General features: G+C 38.0%; 21 protein-coding genes. 19 read left to right on the forward strand and 2 right to left on the reverse strand.

All coding sequences use genetic code 11. The annotated features are described in order from the left end of the window. Positions 1-10: 10 nt before the first annotated feature. From sigF to QFZ28_RS10590, 7 genes are all read left to right on the forward strand, one after another. Positions 11-769, forward strand: coding sequence for an RNA polymerase sporulation sigma factor SigF (sigF, locus tag QFZ28_RS10560; protein WP_034677308.1), 759 nt, complete (start codon positions 11-13; stop codon positions 767-769). A gap of 87 nt (positions 770-856) precedes the next feature. Beyond that, entirely contained in the window at positions 857-1,477 is a 621-nt protein-coding gene (locus QFZ28_RS10565; RefSeq protein WP_307194588.1) for a stage V sporulation protein AA, read from the forward strand. Next, a complete protein-coding gene (locus tag QFZ28_RS10570) occupies positions 1,467-1,889 on the forward strand; it encodes a stage V sporulation protein AB (protein ID WP_307194589.1) in 423 nt (140 codons plus the stop codon). The genes QFZ28_RS10565 and QFZ28_RS10570 overlap by 11 nt, the downstream gene beginning before the upstream one ends. Positions 1,890-1,951: 62 nt before the next feature. Then, positions 1,952-2,551 (forward strand): stage V sporulation protein AE, encoded by a 600-nt coding sequence (locus QFZ28_RS10575; RefSeq protein WP_307194590.1) that lies wholly within the window; start codon positions 1,952-1,954, stop codon positions 2,549-2,551. After that, on the forward strand, positions 2,514-3,998 hold the full coding sequence (locus QFZ28_RS10580) for a spore germination protein (protein ID WP_307194591.1): 1,485 nt from the start codon (positions 2,514-2,516) through the stop codon (positions 3,996-3,998). Before QFZ28_RS10575 ends, QFZ28_RS10580 begins: the two co-directional genes overlap by 38 nt. A 165-nt stretch (positions 3,999-4,163) precedes the next feature. Further along, positions 4,164-5,468 (forward strand): diaminopimelate decarboxylase, encoded by a 1,305-nt coding sequence (lysA, locus tag QFZ28_RS10585; RefSeq protein WP_307194592.1) that lies wholly within the window; start codon positions 4,164-4,166, stop codon positions 5,466-5,468. A 375-nt stretch (positions 5,469-5,843) separates the two neighbouring features. Next, positions 5,844-6,194: a GNAT family N-acetyltransferase gene (locus QFZ28_RS10590; protein WP_307194593.1), complete on the forward strand. Its 351-nt coding sequence runs from the start codon at positions 5,844-5,846 to the stop codon at positions 6,192-6,194. Between the two features lie 24 nt (positions 6,195-6,218). Here the strand turns inward: QFZ28_RS10590 and QFZ28_RS10595 are convergent, their stop codons facing one another. After that, entirely contained in the window at positions 6,219-6,809 is a 591-nt protein-coding gene (locus QFZ28_RS10595; protein ID WP_307194594.1) for a DUF309 domain-containing protein, read from the reverse strand. Positions 6,810-6,859: 50 nt separating this feature from the next. Next, complete coding sequence (locus QFZ28_RS10600; RefSeq protein WP_179156986.1) at positions 6,860-6,949, reverse strand: YjcZ family sporulation protein; 90 nt, start codon at positions 6,947-6,949, stop codon at positions 6,860-6,862. 198 nt (positions 6,950-7,147) lie between these two features. Between QFZ28_RS10600 and QFZ28_RS10605 the strand changes: the two genes are divergently transcribed. The 12 genes from QFZ28_RS10605 (at position 7,148) to ccsB (ending at position 17,359) form a co-directional block, all read left to right on the forward strand. Beyond that, positions 7,148-7,921, forward strand: coding sequence for a segregation/condensation protein A (locus QFZ28_RS10605; RefSeq protein WP_307194595.1), 774 nt, complete (start codon positions 7,148-7,150; stop codon positions 7,919-7,921). Then, a complete protein-coding gene (gene scpB / locus QFZ28_RS10610) occupies positions 7,908-8,495 on the forward strand; it encodes an SMC-Scp complex subunit ScpB (protein ID WP_307194596.1) in 588 nt (195 codons plus the stop codon). The genes QFZ28_RS10605 and scpB overlap by 14 nt, the downstream gene beginning before the upstream one ends. Before the next feature lie 102 nt (positions 8,496-8,597). Beyond that, the gene (locus tag QFZ28_RS10615) at positions 8,598-9,017 is read left to right on the forward strand and encodes a hypothetical protein (RefSeq protein ID WP_307194597.1); all 420 of its coding nucleotides are present in this window, start codon (positions 8,598-8,600) and stop codon (positions 9,015-9,017) included. A gap of 33 nt (positions 9,018-9,050) precedes the next feature. Further along, positions 9,051-9,539, forward strand: a complete 489-nt coding sequence (locus QFZ28_RS10620; protein ID WP_307194598.1) for a YpuI family protein — start codon at positions 9,051-9,053, stop codon at positions 9,537-9,539. Between the two features lie 106 nt (positions 9,540-9,645). Beyond that, on the forward strand, positions 9,646-10,536 hold the full coding sequence (locus QFZ28_RS10625) for a superoxide dismutase (RefSeq protein WP_307194599.1): 891 nt from the start codon (positions 9,646-9,648) through the stop codon (positions 10,534-10,536). A gap of 145 nt (positions 10,537-10,681) precedes the next feature. Beyond that, the gene (locus tag QFZ28_RS10630) at positions 10,682-11,827 is read left to right on the forward strand and encodes a D-alanyl-D-alanine carboxypeptidase family protein (protein WP_307194600.1); all 1,146 of its coding nucleotides are present in this window, start codon (positions 10,682-10,684) and stop codon (positions 11,825-11,827) included. Next, the gene (locus tag QFZ28_RS10635; protein WP_307194601.1) at positions 11,820-12,407 is read left to right on the forward strand and encodes a nucleoside recognition domain-containing protein; all 588 of its coding nucleotides are present in this window, start codon (positions 11,820-11,822) and stop codon (positions 12,405-12,407) included. Before QFZ28_RS10630 ends, QFZ28_RS10635 begins: the two co-directional genes overlap by 8 nt. Before the next feature lie 5 nt (positions 12,408-12,412). Further along, positions 12,413-12,949, forward strand: a complete 537-nt coding sequence (locus QFZ28_RS10640) for a spore maturation protein (RefSeq protein WP_307194602.1) — start codon at positions 12,413-12,415, stop codon at positions 12,947-12,949. A gap of 203 nt (positions 12,950-13,152) precedes the next feature. Continuing rightward, positions 13,153-13,890, forward strand: a complete 738-nt coding sequence (gene rluB, locus QFZ28_RS10645) for a 23S rRNA pseudouridine(2605) synthase RluB (protein WP_307194603.1) — start codon at positions 13,153-13,155, stop codon at positions 13,888-13,890. Positions 13,891-13,994: 104 nt separating this feature from the next. After that, positions 13,995-14,519: a thiol-disulfide oxidoreductase ResA gene (gene resA, locus QFZ28_RS10650; protein WP_307194604.1), complete on the forward strand. Its 525-nt coding sequence runs from the start codon at positions 13,995-13,997 to the stop codon at positions 14,517-14,519. 23 nt (positions 14,520-14,542) lie between these two features. Further along, positions 14,543-16,174 (forward strand): cytochrome c biogenesis protein ResB, encoded by a 1,632-nt coding sequence (gene resB / locus QFZ28_RS10655; RefSeq protein ID WP_307194605.1) that lies wholly within the window; start codon positions 14,543-14,545, stop codon positions 16,172-16,174. Further along, the gene (gene ccsB / locus QFZ28_RS10660; protein ID WP_307194606.1) at positions 16,175-17,359 is read left to right on the forward strand and encodes a c-type cytochrome biogenesis protein CcsB; all 1,185 of its coding nucleotides are present in this window, start codon (positions 16,175-16,177) and stop codon (positions 17,357-17,359) included. Positions 17,360-17,405 lie beyond the last annotated feature (46 nt).

Raw genomic sequence — 17,405 nt, forward strand, 5'->3', positions numbered from 1 at the left:
AGACTTGCCAATGGATGTGGAGGTCAAAAAAGATAAAGCGCAAACGTATTTAAAGGACCATGAAGTGAAGGAATTGATTAAAAAAAGCCAAGACGGAGACCAAGCAGCAAGAGACCTAATTGCTGAAAAAAATATGCGTCTTGTTTGGTCCGTTGTCCAGCGGTTTCTAAATAGGGGATATGATCCGGATGATCTGTTCCAAATTGGATGTATCGGATTGCTGAAATCAGTGGATAAGTTTGATCTTTCCTATGATGTGAAATTTTCCACCTATGCGGTTCCAATGATTATTGGTGAAATCCAAAGGTTTATTCGTGATGATGGAACGGTAAAGGTTAGCCGTTCATTAAAGGAAATGGGAAACCGGATTCGAAAGGCGAAAGATGAATTATCGAAGACATACGGAAGAATTCCAACCGTTAACGAAATTTCAGAGCATCTCCAGCTGTCGCCGGAGGATGTTATTCTTGCCCAGGAGGCAAGTCGGACGCCATCTTCTATTCATGAAACCGTTTATGAAAATGATGGAGACCCTATTACTTTATTAGATCAAATAGATGATGGCAATGAAGGCAAATGGTTCGATAAAATAGCCTTAAAAGAAGCAATACGCGAACTAGATGAACGTGAGCGGCTAATCGTTTATTTACGGTACTATAAAGACCAAACGCAATCAGAAGTCGCTGTCAGACTTGGTATTTCCCAGGTGCAGGTTTCAAGACTTGAAAAAAAGATATTGCAGCAAATGAAAGACCGAATGGATCTCTGATGATCCATTCGGTCTTTTTTTTAGTAAAGATTAATTTTTTGCTCATACTAGTTATACAAGGAAATCAATGTGTGGGGAGTGAATGTTTTGGAAAAAACAATCTACATCCGCATGCGGAATCGTGTTCTAGCTAAACCTGAAGAAACTATCTATTTAGAGGATATAGCTCAGATCATTGCTCCGGAAACCATCATAACTAAATTGAAAAAACTAAAAGTCCATCAAATATCCATTAAGGACAAAAACATTGTGATCATTGATGTCATGAAAGTTATTAGATTGATTTCAAGTTTAATCGAAGGTGCAGATGTCCAAACCATTGGGCCGGCGCAAACGATTATTGAAGTCATATTAAAGAAAAAGCAAATGTCGTTACCATTCTTTCTCTTAATTTGGTTTTTATTATTTTTTGGGTCAGCCATGGCAATTATGAACTTTCATGACGATGTGAGTATGCGGAGTGTTCAGGAAAAGTTATACAAAATCATTACAGGTGTGGAAGATTCCAAGCCTTGGATATTTCAGATTCCTTATTCGATTGGGTTGGGTCTTGGCATGATTTTATTCTTTAATCATGTTTTTCAAAAAAGGATCAACGAAGAACCAAGTCCCTTGGAAGTCGAGATGTTTAACTATCAAATGGACCTGGATAATTATGTCATCATACATGAAAATAAGGAAAGTATGAAATGTACCAATGACGATTAAAGTAATTGCGGTTATGTTTATCGGACTTGCAGGTGGATTAGCAGTTGGTTCAGGTTTTGTAGCTTTTCTAACCGTACTTGGAATCATACCCAGGCTGACACAGTTATCGAAGACAATGCGAATGATTAGGCACTATGAGTGGGCTGTTGTTGTTGGTGCACTTACAGGTTGCATAGCGAGCCTAAGAGATCCAATACTAGGGATATCCCCGTATTTTATGCTTCCTCTAGGTTTAGTTGGAGGTGTCTTTGTTGGAATGTTAGCCGCAGGGCTGACAGAGGTATTAAATGTATTCCCCGTCCTTGCAAAGAGGCTGGGGATTGATGGAAAAATTATCATCTTAATCATGGCGATTGTTTTAGGGAAAATTGTTGGGTCTATTTTTCAATGGGTCTATTTTGTTCATCATTAACGTCAGCTGTGTCCAGCTTCAGGCGCCATCCGCATTTCGATAAGGAAAGGACATCTAAAAGAATGAGTATTCGTAGGCGGGTTATATTAATTACTGATGGTGATGAGTATGCAAAAAGGGCAGTAGAGCATGTCGCCCGCGAAGTAGGCGGGCGATGTATCACGATGTCGCAAGGTAATCCCTCTGTTTTAACAGGGGAAGAGCTTGTGAAATTAATTAAAAGAGCTGCTAATGACCCAGTATTGGTAATGTTTGATGACAGTGGACTTGTTGGTGAAGGTGCAGGAGAACGGGCATTAAAGTATGTAGCAACCCATAAGGATATTGAAGTATTAGGAATTATAGCTGTGGCTGCAAAAACCCATCAGGCAGAGTGGACAAGAATCGATGTAAGTATCGATCGAGATGGTGAATTAACGCCTTATGGTGTGGATAAACACGGTATACCAGAGCTCGAGATTGGAAGATTAAATGGAGATACGGTTTATTGCCTTGATGAACTTGATGTTCCAATCATCGTGGGAATCGGAGATGTAGGGAAAATGGCGCGGCATGACCACTATGAACGAGGGGCACCTATTACGAAAAAAGCGGTAGAGTTAATACTCGAAAGGAGTGGATTTCGTGACGAGAGAGAACGAACAAACCTGGCCGATTCCTGAGTCACTGCAAGAAATAGAACATTACATGAAACAGCGGGTCGGACTAGGTGTGAGTTTTGACTTTGGGGTCCGGAAGTTAAAAATTCTCAAAAAGGATGTACACTTCTATTGGATCACTGGTTTATGTGATACTCAATTTATCATAGAAACAGTTGAAGAACTTGTTAGAATTAATGACCATGAAAAGTTGTCATCGGATCTTTTTAAAATAGTTGAAAATAGGCTTGTGAATCAGTCTGTTCAGCAAGTAAAAACACTTGATGAAATGGTTACTCAAGTTTTATCTGGATTAATAGTAGTCGTGGTCGAGGGTTCAAATACCGGACTTGCTGTTGATGTAAGGAGCTATCCTGGTCGAACACCAATGGAGCCAGACACAGAAAAAGTTGTCAGAGGTTCTCGTGATGGTTTTGTCGAAAATATTGTACTGAATACGGCGTTAACCAGAAGAAGAATACGAGATGAACGGCTGCGCTTTGAAATTCTTAAGGTCGGTGAACGATCAAAAACAGATATTGCGATTGGCTACATAAATGATATTGCAGATTCAAACCTAGTGAATATTATTCGTAAGGAACTTAAAGCGATAAAAATTGATGGAATCCCAATGGCAGATAAAACCATCGAAGAGTTTCTTTTGAAACAAGGATTAAATCCTTACCCATTAGTGAGGTATACAGAACGTGCTGATGTCGCCGCAGCACATCTACTAGAGGGTCATGTCATTATATATGTTGATACCTCACCTAGTGTCATTATTGCACCAACTACTTATTTCCATCATGTCCAACATGCCGAGGAGTTCCGTGAAGCCCCTGTTATGGGGACGTTTGTCCGTTGGTCTCGATTTCTAGGGATATTAACATCAATATTTCTACTTCCATTATGGATGTTATTCGTAATAGAACCATCCTTGCTGCCAGAAAGGCTTTCATTTATTGGACCAAATGAGCATACCAATATTCCAATCGTACTACAAATTATATTAGCCGATTTTGGGCTGGAATTTTTAAAAATCGCAGCGATACACACTCCAACACCTCTTTCAACAGCAATGGGGTTAATTGCTGCAGTGTTAATTGGTCAGATTGCTGTTGATGTTGGGTTATTTGTTCCAGAAGTGATCCTATATGTTGCAATCGCAGGGATTGGTTCGTTTACGACACCAAGCTATGAGTTAAGTGTCGCAAATAAAATTGCCAGAATGATCCTAGTAATTCTCGTAGCGGCTTTCCATACACCTGGCTTTGTAATCGGTTCTACTCTGCTGTTTATTCATTTAGTAACAACACGAGCACTTAATACTCCGTATTTTTGGCCATTTCTCCCTTTCGAGCCAAAAGGATTTTTACAGATTATATTCCGCCGTGCCATACCCGGGTCGATATTTCGTCCTAGTATCGTACATCCTAGGAATCGATACCGTCAGCCGCCACGCGAACAATAACTTATTGCGGAATGCAAAAGGTTATGCTAAAGTATTTTTAATTGTATAAAAGGATAAAAAGCTAAATTAGGCAGTATCCTTTGCGGATTCTGTCTATTTATTATTACTTTTTTTATAGCATGGCCATACAATAATAAAGAGTCTTTTACGGAGAGAGGGAAGAAAATGTATTTTTACGGGACAACAGGCGTAAACGGCAAGGGTAATTTGGAAATAGGCGGAGTAGATGCAGTAGAGTTGGCCGAGCAATTTGGAACTCCTCTCTATGTTTATGACGTTTCATTAATGAGGGAAAGAGCTAGAGGTTTTAAAAAGACATTTGAAGAACAAAACGTCAAAGCCCAGGTTGCTTACGCAAGTAAGGCATTTTCGACGATTGCCATGCTTCAACTGGCGGAGGAAGAGGGTTTATCTCTTGACGTTGTATCTGGCGGAGAGTTATACACGGCGATTGCTGCTGGGTTTCCATCTGAGAAAATTCACTTTCATGGAAACAATAAAAGCAGAGAAGAACTAGAGATGGCGCTAGATCATAAAATTGGTTGTATCGTAGTTGATAATTTTTATGAATTAGAACTGTTAAAAAACATCTGCCTTGAAAAAAATGAAACGATAAGCATTCTGCTTCGGGTTACACCTGGAATTGAAGCACATACACATGATTACATCTTAACAGGGCAGGAAGATTCTAAGTTTGGATTTGATTTGCAAAATGGACAAGCGGAAGAGGCGTTAAAGACCGCGCTTCGATTTAACCATTTCGATGTTTTAGGTTTGCATTGTCACATAGGTTCGCAAATTTTTGAAACAACTGGTTTCTTACTTGCTGCTGAAAAAATTGTTGCTAAAATGAATCAATGGAAAAATTCCTTTAATTTTGAAGCGAAGGTTCTAAATCTAGGCGGTGGTTTTGGAATCCGTTATACAAGTGAAGATGAACCTCTGTTGCCTTCTCAATATGTCAGTGAAATTATTAAAGAAGTGAAAAGATTAATAGAACAATACTCCATGGAAATGCCAGAGATTTGGATAGAGCCTGGACGTTCACTTGTAGGTGATGCCGGGACAACCCTATATCAAATCGGTTCTTCGAAAGAAGTACCAGGGGTTAGAAAATATTTAGCTGTTGACGGTGGAATGAGTGACAATATAAGACCTGCTCTCTATCAGGCTAAGTATGAAGCTGTTTTAGCAAATAGGCCTTTAGCAGAAGCAATAGAAAAAGTTTCTATAGCAGGTAAATGCTGTGAATCAGGTGATATGCTGATTTGGGATTTACCGCTTCCAGAGACTGAAGATGATGACCTTCTAGCTGTATTTTGTACGGGGGCATATGGATATTCGATGGCGAACAATTACAATCGTATACCACGTCCTGCAGTGGTTTTTGTGGAGAATGGCAAGGCAACTCTTGTCGTTAAAAGAGAAACCTATGAAGATCTGCTTCGGTTAGACCTTCCCTTAAAATAATAAGCTGCCGCCATGCGGCAGTTTATTTGTTTAAGTAAAATGGATTATTTTTTAGATATAGTGTAGAATGACAACATGTACGCTATCTTCAAATTGCATTTGGAGGATATTTATGAAGAAAAGCAATTGGACTATTTTTGGTATCCTTGTAGGTCTTGCCTTAATATGGGGAATTATTTATTGGGTTTTTATTGTACCAAGATAATAATGATAAATGGGATTGATAGATAAACAATTATTATGTATGATTGACAATAATGAAACACTTTACGAATTTCACTACATATTATAGAGAAAACTGTTTATTTATAAGTTGGTTGGAAAAAATATACTATCCCCTAAACTGGGTTTATTTAATATAATGAGGGAGCTATTATGTTAATTCGTTATAAGAAAACATTTGAAAAAATAGCCATGGGCTTATTGTCCTTTATGCCTACTGAAAAGGACTTGAAGAAACTCCAACTCACCATTAAGGAGTATGAAACAGAAGAAAACTTGCAGCTTTTTCTTTGGAAAGAAGAAGATATTATCGGTCTTATTGGGGTTCAAATGAACGATAATGATTCTTCATTAATGATTCAACATATTTCTGTCAATCCCTCACATCGCTACCAAGGAGTGGGGAAACGAATGGTTAAAGCTTTGAAGGATATGTATCCAAATAAGAATATAACAGCGAATGATACTACTGCGCCGTTTGTTGAGAAATGTGATTTTTGCTAACCCTATAGTAGAGGCAACGAGATTTTATTCGTTGCCTTTTTTATTCTTGAGCGCTTCCACTCGTTCTTCAATAACGTTTGTACGGTCTCGCAACCTATGTCTATGAATAATAGATTCATCTTCTAAATTACTTTCCTGTCCCCAGTGAAATCCTTTATTTTGACATTCCTTTTTGCAGGCTTCTAAAAGTGAGGGATCAGAAATCGGCAAAGTAATGCTTTGATAGCTTTCTTTTTTATCGGTTTGCGTCAAAAGTTTTGATAGCATAGGGAAAAAAATATCACCATCCAAACCCAGGAGATTTGGCTCACGATCATGTAAGGAAAAGATTTTTATCGCTTTTTCCAATGTTCGTTTAGCACCATTAAAATTCTTGCGTCGGTGATGATACCTCGAAACCGCTAAAAGAATGAAGCCTACCCAAATAGAATCTTTACTTTTGTCTTTAGATTCTTTCCAATATTCTTCAAGTATTTCGTGGCATTCAAAATAATCCCTGTCTCCATTAAAATGGGCTAAAAATTGAATATACTGCTTTGGGTACAAAAAATCACCCCTAACTAATAAGATATGTACAGTGTAGCATATTATCGGTGTTTCTTCAGAATTACCCAATTGAAAAGCCCGCCTAAGAAAGACGGGCTCGCTTTTATTCAATCTCTATCTTAAAACCAAGAAGCACCAACGATAATTAACAGAATGAAAAGTACCACGATTAATGCAAAACCGCCTCCGAAACCGTAACCTTCAGCCATGTGTAAAAACCTCCTATACTTGTTTTGTTATTCTTTTCACTCTCATCATATGTAAAGTCCTCGTCCAGTGTTATGGGCAAACATCACATTTTCAACAAATACTCAAGTCAATAATTTTTCTATTGGATAACGTATTTGATTCCTCTATACTAATAATAGTCATAAATATGAAAATTACTTCAAGGATTCTGGTGAAAGATGATACACTATAATGTAAAAATTGATGCGTTTGAAGGACCGTTGGATTTATTACTCCATTTAATAAATCGTCTTGAAATTGATATATACGATATTCCTGTTGCCCAAATTACTGAGCAATACTTAATCTATATAAAAACAATGACAGAACTCAAATTAGATGTAGCCAGCGAGTTTCTCGTGATGGCCGCAACCTTATTAGCCATCAAAAGTAAAATGTTATTACCAAAGCATGAAGAAGAATTAGATGATTTAGATTCCGAAATCAGTTACGAAGAAGACCCAAGGGACGAGTTAGTTGAAAGGCTGATTGAATATCGGAAATACAAAGAGGCTGCTCATGACTTAAAGTCGCTTGAGGAAGAACGTGGACTCATTTATACGAAGCCTCCAAGTGACCTTTCAGATTTGGCAAAGGAAAAGCAGCCGGAAAAAACAGAATTAAATGTCACTCTTTACGACATGTTAGCCGCTTTTCAAAAACTATTACGCAGGAAAAAGCTGCAGCGTCCAATGGCTACAAAGATAGCTAGACAAGAAATATCAATCGAAGCAAGAATGACAGAAATTATGAATGAATTAAGGCATATAAAAGGTCGGAAAAATTTTAATGATTTGTTTCCGGTTGCGGCAAAGGACCATATCGTGGTGACATTTTTGGCGGTTTTGGAGCTTATCAAGAGAAACGAAATTGACGTGGAACAACATGAAAACTTTGGAGATATATTTGTTCATGCAGTGAAGGAAGGAGCAGAAGGGCTTGGAAATAGTTAATTGGCAAAGCATTTTAGAGAGTCTTTTATTCGCTGCTGGCGATGAGGGCCTTACATTGAAGCACGTGGCTGAGGTCCTGGAGGTAGAGGAACTGAAGGCTGGTGAGATTATAGAAGAATTAAGACAAGTATATGAAAAAGATACGAATCGAGGAATCATGATTGTCCAGCTAGCGGGTACTTATCAGCTTGCAACCAAAAAGGAAAATGCAGCCTATCTTAAAAGACTTGTTGACTCCCCAAATACTTCCGCTTTGTCTCAGGCTGCTTTGGAAACATTGGCTATTATTGCTTATAAACAGCCAATTACACGTGCAGAAATAGAAGAGATCCGTGGAGTAAAAACAGAAAGACCACTTCATACCCTTATGACGAAGGCGCTTATAAAGGAAGTTGGAAGGGCGGAAGGTACAGGAAGAGCATACCTATACGGCACGACAAAAGAATTTCTTGATTATTTCGGCTTAAAAAACATTCAAGAATTGCCCAAGCTTCCAGATAAAGTCGAAGAAGAATTCGTCCAAGAAGAAGCTGACCTCTTTTTCGAAAAGTTTCAGGAAAGTATTAATTCTTAAAAATAAAACAATTCCATTTACTTGTGATAAAATAGAATTACGATTTCAATGAAATTTCGAAGATTCAACTTATTCGTTAATGATTGAAGGAGAATGATTTAATTGTTAATAACACAATGTAAAGGATACGAATTGGAAAAGGAAAAATCAAACACTTCAGAAGACTTCTTCAATAGAAGTGAAGTAAGGTTTATTGATGGTTCTGAGGAAAAAACTCTGCACGTATTGTATGTTAGATACTTCGATGAGTTGTTTCAAGAATTTACTCCTTATCAGCAAAACCCAATTTTGACAAAAGACAATATTGAAGTGACCTTCAAGGATATTGTGGCATTAGTTTGTTTACTTAAGAATCCGAGCTTGCGTAATCGAAAACGGTTATACATTAATTCAAAACAGGAATTTGCTTCATACTTTCAAGATATTGATTTTCATAAATTACCTGAAATAGTACTTGCTGTTAAGCAAGACCATAAATTTGAACTCCGTTCTCCACTGGACTACATTAAGCAACCAAGGTAGGAAGGGTATAAAAGAATTTAAAGGGGTGTTTGAATGGGAAATTCATTAGTTAAGACACAGCTGAAAGATGTTGGAGGATTTTTAACCTCGACAATCGGAACACTAGAAAATTATTTAAATGAAACAACGCTCTTACATTTGGAACAAGAATTATCAGGTGATCGGAGTTATTATAAATTAATTCTTTCCAATTTGAGAAAATTACTTGTTTATTGTGAAGAAGGCCTAGATGCTTGTTCTGTAATTCTGCAGAGTGAACCGTTTCAAAAGCCAACTGCTGAGAAAACTCTTTATCGGATCTTTCATCAATGTATTGAGGAGTTTTTCTCTCCTAAAAACGATGCTTGGTTTGAGGATAGCCGTTCTGCCTATACAGGACGAAATTCGATAAAATTTTATAAAACTGTACCTGAAAGTGTACAAAAGTTAGTGAAAGGTCTAGAAGGAGAATTCCAAAGGGTTAGAGAAGAACTGGAATACTATGAAACTGATTACCGTACAAAAATGATTCAATCTAAATAAATGATTAAAAGAACTGTCCTTTTAATAAGGGCAGTTTTTTTGTTCATAATCCATCATTTTTTTCATACCTTTTAGGGGTAGATTCGAAATAAAAGGGTGGGATCGTATGAATCGATTTAGTCAATATGTCCACGAGTTATTTGAATGGAACGAGCAAATGAAGGAGTTTCTAGAAACAGATGATGTCAAAGATAACTTAGAGTTATGGGAGCAGCTCGAACATTTTACTGAATTGATTGAGAATACAAATGGATCATTGTCTAATCATGACATGCTAAGTCTTCAATCAAAAGCAGAAGAAATTCATGAACAACTAGAGAGTTATTTTTCGCGTAAAGAAGGAGTGGGGAATATTTGGGGTGAAAAAAAGACTGTCCCGCCTGGCGGTCATACACTCCCAGAGCTCCCATATGCCTATAATGCCCTAGAACCCTATATCTCGGAGGAAATTATGAGACTGCACCATGATAAGCACCATCGCTCCTATGTAGAGGGTTTAAACAAAGCGGAGGTAAATTTGAAGAAGGCTAGAGACAACAACGACTTCTCTCTCATAAAACATTGGTCAAGAGAATTAGCCTTTCATGGCTCAGGGCATTATTTGCATACAATTTTTTGGAGAAACATGAGCCCAAAAGGAGGAGGCAGCCCACAAGGACTGCTAAAAAAAGAAATAGAAAATTATTTTGGCAGTTTTGACAAATTTAAAAAACAGTTCTCTGAAGCAGCAAAACAGGTTGAAGGCGTTGGGTGGGCGATCCTCGTATGGTCCCCGCGTGCCAGGCACCTTGAAATATTACAATCTGAACGACACATGCTTTTAACACAGTGGGATACCATACCTCTATTAGTTTTAGATGTGTGGGAACACGCATATTATCTACAATATAAAAACAATAGAGCTAGCTATGTTGACAATTGGTGGAATCTTGTAAACTGGAATGATGTTGAAATGAGATATGATAAAGCTTCTGAGATTAAATGGCCAGCATTTTAATTCGTTAGGCAATCGGCTGAAGTCGATTGCTTTTTCATTTTTTGGGACAAATAGTCATATCAAGCCTTGTCCTGCATAAAATTTTAGAAAGCTAGACAGTAAGAATTGCTGCTAGAAATGTTAACGAAGGGGACGAGGTAAACTTATGAGAATGATTTGGAAGCTAGTCATTTTTGCCCTCATGGTCTCACTATTCATTACAAACATTCCTCAAAAGGTGGATGCTTCCGTTTCCGTAAGTGCACGTGGTGCAGTTCTAATGGAGCAAGAATCTGGGCGTGTCCTATTTGAGAAGGATGCTCACACAAAAAGAAGGATCGCTAGTATTACGAAAATCATGACGGCGATTCTTGCGATTGAATCGGGGAAAATGGATGAAATAGTGAAAGTAAGTGAACAAGCTACCCGCGCTGAGGGATCGTCTGTTTATTTAAAGCCTGGGGAAAAGATTAAGCTAGAGCATTTAGTATATGGTTTAATGCTTAGGTCTGGCAACGATACTGCCGTTGCAATAGCTGAACATGTGGGGGGAAGCCTGGATGGGTTCGTCTATTTAATGAACCAAAAAGCACGAGAGCTTGGTATGTTGAATACTCATTTTTCCAATCCACATGGTTTAGACGACCACGAAGACCACTATTCAACTGCTTATGATATGGCTCTATTAACTCGTTATGCTATGCAAAATAAAACATACCAAAAAATTGCTGGGACAAAGACCTATAAAGCGCCTAATCCTACTGAAAATTGGGATCGTCAGTGGAAAAATAAAAACCGTTTACTTACAAAATACAAATACACGACTGGCGGTAAAACAGGGTATACAAAACGTGCAAAAAGAACCCTTGTTACAACAGCAACAAAAGGGGACATGAATTTAATTGCGGTTACATTGAATGCTTCAGATGATTGGAATGATCACATTGCCATGTATGAGAATGGTTTTAAAACCTATGATATGGCGGAAGTGTTGTCAAAAGGACAGTTAGATATAAAAACAAATAAGGTTTATCAAAAACATCTATACTTAAAAAACACGATTGTTTACCCTGCTACTAATGAGGAAATGGACTTGTTTTCAATAAAATATAAATTGAATAAGCCAGGAGAAGATTGGGAGGACTCGAACCATAACGGGGAAGCTGTTGGTAAAGCCCAGGTTTTCCTGGATGGAAAAGTGGTAAGAGAAACACCTATTTATTATCAAGGAGATCCTGAGAAGAAAAAGGGACTGTTTGATTCTTTAAAAAGTATATTCCTATCTGTTATTGGCGTGAAATTACATGGTTAATTATATTTGGGTTTTTATGACACTTGTTGGTTTCGTTTTTGCGATGATTAACGGAACAATGCAAGAAGTAAATAAAGCGATATTTGATGGGGCGAAGGAGGCTGTGACTCTTTGTATTGGATTGATCAGCATTCTCGTTTTTTGGCTGGGGATGATGCGAATTGCCCAGGAATCTGGGTTGCTTGAGTTATTATCTAGGTTATTTCGCCCGCTTGTACGAAGATTATTCCCTGATGTGCCAACGAATCATCCCGCAATGGGATATATATTATCTAACATGATCGCCAATATGTTCGGCTTGGGTAATGCAGCCACGCCGCTTGGGATTAAAGCAATGGAGGAATTAAAACTATTGAATGGCGGCAAGAATTCGGCCAGCCGTTCAATGGTTACCTTCTTGGCAATAAATACAGCAAGTATTACCATCATCCCTACAACAGTCATTGCGATTCGAATGAACTATAATTCTGCATCCCCAACTGAAATAGTTGTGCCTACGTTAATTGCTACCATCATTTCAATGCTCGGAGCTGTTATGATAGATCGTTATTTTTATAATCGACGAAGTCGTAAAGGATGAATGGAATGGAATTTCTTTCGCTCATATCCCTAGGTTTTATCCCGGTCTTAATAGGAATTATCCTCCTTTATGGAACGATTAAACAAGTTCCGACTTATGAGAGTTTTGTTGAAGGTGGAAAAGAAGGAATCAAAATTGCGTTTTCCATCATTCCATTTCTAGTAGGCATGTTAGTGGCCATTACGGTCTTCCGGGCTTCAGGTGCATTAGAAGCATTAATGAATTGGATAAGACCAGCGATGGAAGCAATCGGTGTCCCAGCGGAAATTGTCCCACTCATCTTAATTAGACCCATTTCTGGAACAGCTGCACTTGGTATGACGAGTGATTTAATTGCTGTATATGGTCCTGATTCTTTTATTGGCAGGCTGGCATCTGTTTTACAGGGCAGTACAGATACGACCTTTTACGTGTTAACTGTTTATTTTGGCGCAGTCGGGATCAAAAAAATGGGCGACGCCTTAAAGGTTGGATTACTTGCGGATGTAGTGGGGATTATTGCAGCTATTGTAGTAGTAGTATTAGTGTTCGGAGCACAATAAAAAAATCATTAGAAGAAGCAGATTCCTAGGAGAGAATACTAGGGGGTCTGCTTTTTATTTTTCTACAAAGAGAATACCATTACTTTGAAAAAAGGCGATTTTGTGTCATAATTCATTAGGAAAGAATAACTAATTGTTTTCCTAATAAACTGTGGTGTTGCACAAGTATTCAAAATAAAGGTAAACAGCTGAGGTGGATCATAATGGAAAGATTGCAAAAGGTAATAGCACGAGCTGGAGTAGCTTCAAGAAGAAAATCTGAAGAGTTAATTAAAGAAGGTAAGGTAAAAGTCAATGGGAAGATAGTTACAGAGCTGGGTGTCAAGGTTACATCATCTGATAGGGTTGAAGTGAATGGAATCCAAATTGAGAAGGAGGAGCCTGTTTATTTTCTACTATATAAACCACGCGGTGTCATTTCGAGTGTAAGTGATGATAAAGGAAGAAAGGTAGTAACGGATTTCTTTCCATATCAACAAGAAAGAATTTTCCCGGTGGGACGGCTTGATTATGATACTTCCGGATTATTGCTGCTAACAAATGATGGAGAGTTTGCAAATTTGCTTATGCACCCGCGGAATGAGATAGAAAAAACGTATGTAGCAAAAACGAAAGGAATTCCATCAAAGGAGAATCTAAGAAAATTGGAAAGAGGAATCCGCCTTGAGGATGGAAAAACTGCTCCTGCTAAAGTCAAAATGCTTTCAGTTGATAAGCAAAAACAAACTGCAATCATCGAAATCATCATACATGAAGGGCGAAATCGTCAGGTTAGGAGAATGTTTGAGGCCATTGGACATGAAGTATTGAAGCTGAAACGAGAACGTTATGGCTTTTTAACATTGCATGGTTTATCTGCTGGGGATGCTAGAGAACTGACACACCATGAAGTCAAGCTATTAAGAGGACTATCATTGGAGTCTACGAAGAAAAATTCATAAAGCTGTCACATTTGTATTCGAATGTATTTACTATAGATATAGTGTAAAGTGATATAATTTAGACAATTGTGCTTAGAAATTATACCTTTCAGGGGGGGAGAAAGATGAAAAAGCGGCGATTAGTCATGAGGACAACAATCCTCGTTATTCTTGCTGCAGCCGTTGCCTACACGCTGTATGCCAACTTAACAAAGGATAATAGAATGAAAGTAGAGGTTGGTAAACAAGCTCCTGATTTTGTATTGGTTGATATGGAAGGTAAAAAACATAAACTTTCCGACTATAAAGGACAGGGTGTATTTTTAAATTTTTGGGGGACCTGGTGCAAGCCTTGTGAAGCGGAAATGCCTTATATTAATAATCAATATAATCATTTTAAAGATATGGGTGTTCAGGTGCTGGCGGTTAATGTCAGTGAGTCTGAATTGGCCGTTAACCAATTTATCGAACGCAAGGGACTCGATTTTCCTAATGTGATCGATACAGACGGACAGGTTCAAGCTGCTTATGGAATAAACCCGCTACCGGCCACATTTTTAATCGATAAAAACGGGAAAGTAGTTAAATATCATACAGGACAGTTAACAGAAGCAACTGTCGCGGAGTATATGGAGAAAATTAAACCTTAAGGGGTTGTAGGGAGTTTTTTGCAATGAAAGAGGTTAAATGTGAATGCGGACATGTTAATCCACATGGTACCGTATTGTGTGAGGCATGCGGAAAAGTTCTTGATGAAAAGTCACAAGATAAATCTCTGCTAGATATGCGGTATGAAGGCAGTGCCCGCCGATCACAAACATATAATAAATCCATAGTTGATAAAATATGGAACTTTTTTTCATCTGTCAAGGTAGGAGTATGGCTCATTGTCATCACATTGATTGCTTCTTCTGCCGGTACGATTCTTCCACAGGAAATGTACATACCGCCTACAATGCCAGCTGAAGAATACTATGAAGATCAGTATGGATGGTTTGGGAAATTATACTATGAGTTAGGCTTTAATAATTTATACAGTTCATGGTGGTATTTAATATTAATCGCGATGATAGGTATTTCCCTTGTAATTTGTAGTCTTGACAGGGTAGTACCCTTGTATAAGGCCTTGAAAGCTCAAAAGGTAACAAGGCATGAGGGTTTCTTAAAGCGTCAGCGCCTTTTTAGTATAAGTATAGATGCAGACAAAAATGATATAGCAGCAGTAAAACACCAATTAAAGGCTAAACGCTATCATGTACGGGAAGAAAATGGCGATTTACTTGCTGAAAAAGGTCGGTTTTCTCGTTGGGGGCCGTATGTGAACCATGTGGGATTAATTATTTTTTTAATCGGCGGCATGTTGCGATTTGTTCCAGGAATGTACATTGATAAAGTCTTATGGCTTCGTGAAGGTGAAACGAAGGTTGTCCCTGAAACGGATGGGCAATATTATGTCGCAAACGAGAAATTCATCTTAGAAAATTATGATAAAGAAAAGGACAAAACATTCGAAGCAGCGATTGATCGAGCTGGTATGGTTGTTAAAAATTATCAGACGAACGCAGTTCTTTATAAGAGAGTCGGACCGGCTATTCCAGGTGAACAGCCAGAATTGGAAAAAGTGAAGGAGCACAAAATTCGAGTCAATCAGCCATTGAAATTTGAAAAGTTTGCTTTATATCAAGTTGACTACAAACTTGATGAACTAAATACAATGTCCTTTTCTTTAACTGACAAAGAAACTGGCAAGACATTTGGGGATATAAAGGTTAATTTATATGATCCAAAGCCGAGATTTGACCTTGGAAATGGATATGCTGTTGAGGTATTGAGTTTCTTCCCAGACTTTGAATTTGCAGAAAATGGAGAGCCGAGAACAAAATCTCGAATCCCTAACAATCCTGCTTTCGTATTTCGAATGATTTCACCAGAAGTCCCAAAAGGTGAAACGAGCTTTGTAGCGATTCAACAAACCATTGAGCCATTAGGGGATAATCAATACAAAATGGCCTTTAAAGGAATTGAAACCAAAAATGTTACGGCCTTAACTGTTCGAAAAGACTTAACAATTTGGATCATTGTTTTAGGCGGTATTCTCTTTATGATTGGTGTCATCCAAGGTGCTTATTGGAACCATCGCAGGATTTGGGTGCAAAATAAAAGTGGTCAAATATGGGTAGCAGCTCATACGAATAAAAATTGGTATGGTCTAAAGAGAGAAATTGAAGCTGTACTCTCTGAAACGAAAATAAATATTCCTATTGATCAGATATCAAGGGAAAATGAGGATAAGGAGGGAGTCTAGTTGGTAACAATAAGTAGTAATTTACTCTATATTGCATTCGTTCTTTATTTAGTTGCGACCCTCTTCTTTGGTGGAGCCATCAAGGCTAAAAAAGATATCGGAGAGCAAAAAGGTACAAACCGCTGGGGGAAAATTGCCGTTTTTTTAACCATTGTCGGCTTTTTTTCTCAAGTGGGATATTTTATTACAAGATGGATTGCTGCTGGACATGCACCTGTAAGTAATCTATTTGAGTTTACAACCTTTTTCGGAATGTGTCTCGTTGGTGCATTCATAGTCATTTATTTTATTTATCGGACACCGCTCCTTGGGTTGTTTACTATGCCTGTTGCGATACTTGTTATTGCTTATGCAAGCATGTTTCCTAGAGATATTTCGCCATTAATACCTGCGCTGCAAAGTGATTGGCTTCATATCCATGTTACAACAGCAGCATTGGGTGAAGCAATTTTAGCAATAAGCTTTGCGGCCGGATTGATTTATCTAGTAAAGGTAATTGATCAATCTAAAGCAAGTAAGCGAACTTTTTGGCTTGAAACGGTGATGTTTGGGTTAGTAACAACGTTAGGATTTGTTCTTGTATCCACTTTATTCTCAGCTATGGACTACAAAGCAGAATTTAATTGGATTGATAAGAATGACCAAGCCGCGACAATTGAATATACAATGCCAGCCATTACTGGACCGCATGAAGGGGAACTCCTAACAAAAGGGAAATTTGAACCGTTGGTTGAAATGCCTGCATTAATAAATGCAAAGAAAATGAACTCTGTTATTTGGTCATTTATTGGTGGGTTAATACTTTATGGTTTATTAAGATTAATATTAAGAAAACGTATATCGGCAGCTCTCCAGCCTTTAGTTAAAAACATTAATCTGGATTTTGTTGATGAAATCAGTTATCGTTCCGTACTAATTGGTTTTCCTGTATTTACTTTAGGGGCATTGATTTTTGCGATGATTTGGGCACAAATTGCCTGGACAAGATTCTGGGGCTGGGACCCTAAAGAGGTATGGGCGTTAATTACATGGTTATTCTACGCAGCCTTTTTACACCTCCGGCTTTCAAAAGGATGGCATGGGGAAAAATCAGCATGGCTTGCCGTGATTGGTTTTGTCATTATCATGTTTAACTTAGTGGCAGTTAACCTAGTTATTGCAGGACTCCATAGTTATGCTGGATAATTAAAATTTTAAGTTTATAGCCTTTACTTTTTCCAAGTAAAGGTTA

Origin of the sequence: Neobacillus niacini, from assembly GCF_030817695.1 — a bacterium.
Lineage (GTDB): Bacteria > Bacillota > Bacilli > Bacillales > Cytobacillaceae > Neobacillus > Neobacillus niacini_F.

What these genes read in the sequence shown, in the direction of transcription:
- sigF (WP_034677308.1), top strand. Translation starts at nt 11, where the DNA reads ATGGATGTGGAGGTCAAAAAAGATAAAGCGCAAACGTATTTAAAGGAC.
- QFZ28_RS10570 (WP_307194589.1), top strand. Translation starts at nt 1,467, where the DNA reads ATGACGATTAAAGTAATTGCGGTTATGTTTATCGGACTTGCAGGTGGA.
- QFZ28_RS10575 (WP_307194590.1), top strand. Translation starts at nt 1,952, where the DNA reads ATGAGTATTCGTAGGCGGGTTATATTAATTACTGATGGTGATGAGTAT.
- lysA (WP_307194592.1), top strand. Translation starts at nt 4,164, where the DNA reads ATGTATTTTTACGGGACAACAGGCGTAAACGGCAAGGGTAATTTGGAA.
- QFZ28_RS10590 (WP_307194593.1), top strand. Translation starts at nt 5,844, where the DNA reads ATGTTAATTCGTTATAAGAAAACATTTGAAAAAATAGCCATGGGCTTA.
- QFZ28_RS10600 (WP_179156986.1), bottom strand. Translation starts at nt 6,949, where the DNA reads ATGGCTGAAGGTTACGGTTTCGGAGGCGGTTTTGCATTAATCGTGGTA.
- QFZ28_RS10605 (WP_307194595.1), top strand. Translation starts at nt 7,148, where the DNA reads ATGATACACTATAATGTAAAAATTGATGCGTTTGAAGGACCGTTGGAT.
- QFZ28_RS10620 (WP_307194598.1), top strand. Translation starts at nt 9,051, where the DNA reads ATGGGAAATTCATTAGTTAAGACACAGCTGAAAGATGTTGGAGGATTT.
- QFZ28_RS10625 (WP_307194599.1), top strand. Translation starts at nt 9,646, where the DNA reads ATGAATCGATTTAGTCAATATGTCCACGAGTTATTTGAATGGAACGAG.
- QFZ28_RS10630 (WP_307194600.1), top strand. Translation starts at nt 10,682, where the DNA reads ATGAGAATGATTTGGAAGCTAGTCATTTTTGCCCTCATGGTCTCACTA.
- QFZ28_RS10635 (WP_307194601.1), top strand. Translation starts at nt 11,820, where the DNA reads ATGGTTAATTATATTTGGGTTTTTATGACACTTGTTGGTTTCGTTTTT.
- QFZ28_RS10640 (WP_307194602.1), top strand. Translation starts at nt 12,413, where the DNA reads ATGGAATTTCTTTCGCTCATATCCCTAGGTTTTATCCCGGTCTTAATA.
- rluB (WP_307194603.1), top strand. Translation starts at nt 13,153, where the DNA reads ATGGAAAGATTGCAAAAGGTAATAGCACGAGCTGGAGTAGCTTCAAGA.
- resA (WP_307194604.1), top strand. Translation starts at nt 13,995, where the DNA reads ATGAAAAAGCGGCGATTAGTCATGAGGACAACAATCCTCGTTATTCTT.
- resB (WP_307194605.1), top strand. Translation starts at nt 14,543, where the DNA reads ATGAAAGAGGTTAAATGTGAATGCGGACATGTTAATCCACATGGTACC.